This is a genomic window from Rhodopirellula maiorica SM1, assembly GCF_000346295.1.
GTDB classification, from domain to species: domain Bacteria; phylum Planctomycetota; class Planctomycetia; order Pirellulales; family Pirellulaceae; genus Novipirellula; species Novipirellula maiorica.
In genome coordinates this window covers 1-2343 of record NZ_ANOG01000612.1, presented here as the reverse complement: position 1 = coordinate 2343, position 2343 = coordinate 1, and the positions used below count along the sequence as shown (strand labels likewise).

The window sequence follows — 2343 nt, the reverse complement described above, 5'->3', positions numbered from 1 at the left end:
CCTGTGTGCCTTGATCTCCGAATCGACTGTCGCCCGATAATTCTCGAACATGGTCATTACGCGACCGGTTGAGCTCGTAGGGTCAGAGAAGTTCTTATCCGCAGTGAGGATCAAAACTTTATTCTCGTGTTCGAGCCGGGCTTGCACCTCATCAAGTTCATTCATGCGGCCAAACCGTTCCTTGGTATCGACCAGGATCGCATCGATTCGGATCTGCCCCGTTCTGATGTCGTTGAGCATTTGCAGAAACCCTTTTCGGTTCCGCGTCATGCGGCCCGTCAAACCGTCATCACGGTAGACTTTGACGATTCTGACGTTTAGGCCGGATCGCTTGATCCGTGAGCGAATCATCTTCTCCTGTTGCTCAGGGCTTAACGGATTCTGTTTGTCGTCGCTCATCCGAAGGTAGAGAACAACGGTCAATAGCTTGGTTAGATCAAACTGACGTCTTAACATAGGTCTTTACTCCATGTGCTCGGCAGCGAAATTCTTCGCAATTGCCAGAGCAAGAAACTGGACCAATCGTTGGCGACGCAAGCGATGAACCTCGTCCAGCAGCGGCTCTAATCGGTCTGGCGGCCAGTCCGTGGGAATGGCGGTGCAACCAGACGCGATGAGTGCCGCGTGAGTTGATTGTTCGTAGCTGCTGTCGTCTGAATTGGTCGCTTGGGGTGTTTGGCTTTGCATCTTGTGCTCCTAGAAACACGCAGACGCCTAGCCGGACGGCAACACGCCGTACCGCTACTAGGCACTTGCGCGCTTGGTCTGTATGTGGGATCACCGCTCGCCATCACAAGTTAGGCGAGAAGCAATCAGGGCAAAGAAAAAGCCGTGACATTGAATGACACGGCTAATGAAAATTAAGATTCGCCCAACCGAGAAACCGGGCTAAACCTTGCGTCTGGAAGAGTTGTAAGTCGCTCGTTCTTCCTCGTACTGGTAGATCGAGACCAAAGCTGCGTTGAAAAACCGCTCTTGTGCCGCGATGTCATTGGTTTCCGCGACGGCGTCACCAATCAGTTCTCGGCCAGTCGGTGTTGAGATGAGCAGACTGAAAGCTGGATGGAGTCCGAGAACGAGCCCATGCAAAAGGTGAAGTTCCTGGCGGTTACCTGGAATGGGCACCCTCTGATCCAAGTGCCAAAGACCGTGGAAGTTCGCGAATAACTCAGGGTGAACCGCCTCACTCGCTAAGCGAGTGAGGACGGTGGTCCATGCAGTGGAATAGCACTGGTGAAACGCTGCTTTGCTTTCAAACGACAGCACATTCAACACCGTTTTCTGCAAGTGGCTGTTACTCCGGCGGCCGAAACGCTTCCTCCAAACTGCCCAACGCTCCTTTAGGTCTGAGACCGCCTCGGCCAAGTCATGGCGCCAAACGTCTTCAAGTCCTTCAAACAGTTCTACTGCCCAACCGCGGTAGAGAGACTCTTCTTCTGAGGAAAGCACCGGAAATCCAACGGCGTTGCGACTTTGTTCGTGAAATTCAAACAGCGTCGATCGTTCGTCTCGCGACGTGCGAAGCATCTGATCAAGTTGTTCGAGAAGCTCTTTCTGATACCCGGCCGATCTCCTTTTCAGACTAGCATCGGGGAAAATCAATTGTGCGGCGTCGTACCGGACCTCCGGCCACAAGGTCGCCAAGAGATGTGTCTCCATAGCTTCTCTGTTTTCCCCAGCAAGCTGATGAGCCTGGTGGTTGAAGTGATCGAGAATGGGCTGGAAATTCTTTCCGAACGTCCCGTTGCGAGCAACCAAAGTACGCTTATCGACCCAATACTGAGTTAGCGTATGCTCAGCGAGGAACAATTCACGCGAGCGAAGTTCGAGCCTTACATGTTCGTCAAGATCAATGGTCGTCGTCGCCAATGGTGAGCCGACCGGTCGTGCTGTCCTTAAGCCTATCGTTACCATCTTCGCCAACAGAACATCCTACAGCTTCCGAGCTTTCTTCAATCGACAGTGGCATCGTATTCTCCATTAGCAATTTGATTTTAAGCTTGGCACACTGTGCCAAGAACCATGACTACGGGTGAGTACACGTGACAACAGGTGATAACAAACTGAGAGACGCAAGCCATTACTCAATCGAGCTTTACGCACAAAAGTGCTTGACTCACAACGGTTTGCGTCACCTCAATCGGAGAGTCCCGTGTCCTCCGCTATTTAGCCACTTGCCGCAACGCGGGAAGTGGCTATTTTTATTGGAATTCACGTCGTTTCTGCGTCTTCTTCGGGCGAGCGAGATCGTCTCGAAGAAGCGTTGTTCCGATAAATGTTCCGATAAGAAGCCAGTCTGGGACCCCAATGTTCCGATAAGACCGGCAGGAGTGCCGTCAAGAT

The 2343-nt window shown here is 52.2% G+C and carries 3 protein-coding genes; all 3 read right to left on the bottom strand.

Going from position 1 to position 2343, the window contains the following annotated elements; translation table 11 throughout:
• Nucleotides 1–456: recombinase family protein (locus RMSM_RS19530; protein WP_008700008.1), on the bottom strand; the 456-nt coding region annotated here is incomplete at its 3' end.
• Between the two features lie 6 nt (nucleotides 457–462).
• A complete protein-coding gene (locus RMSM_RS19525; protein WP_008700006.1) occupies nucleotides 463–687 on the bottom strand; it encodes a hypothetical protein in 225 nt (74 codons plus the stop codon).
• Between the two features lie 201 nt (nucleotides 688–888).
• The gene (locus tag RMSM_RS19520) at nucleotides 889–1923 is read right to left on the bottom strand and encodes a hypothetical protein (protein WP_144057786.1); all 1035 of its coding nucleotides are present in this window, start codon (nucleotides 1921–1923) and stop codon (nucleotides 889–891) included.
• Nucleotides 1924–2343 lie beyond the last annotated feature (420 nt).

What these genes read in the sequence shown, in the direction of transcription:
- RMSM_RS19525 (WP_008700006.1), bottom strand. Translation starts at nt 687, where the DNA reads ATGCAAAGCCAAACACCCCAAGCGACCAATTCAGACGACAGCAGCTAC.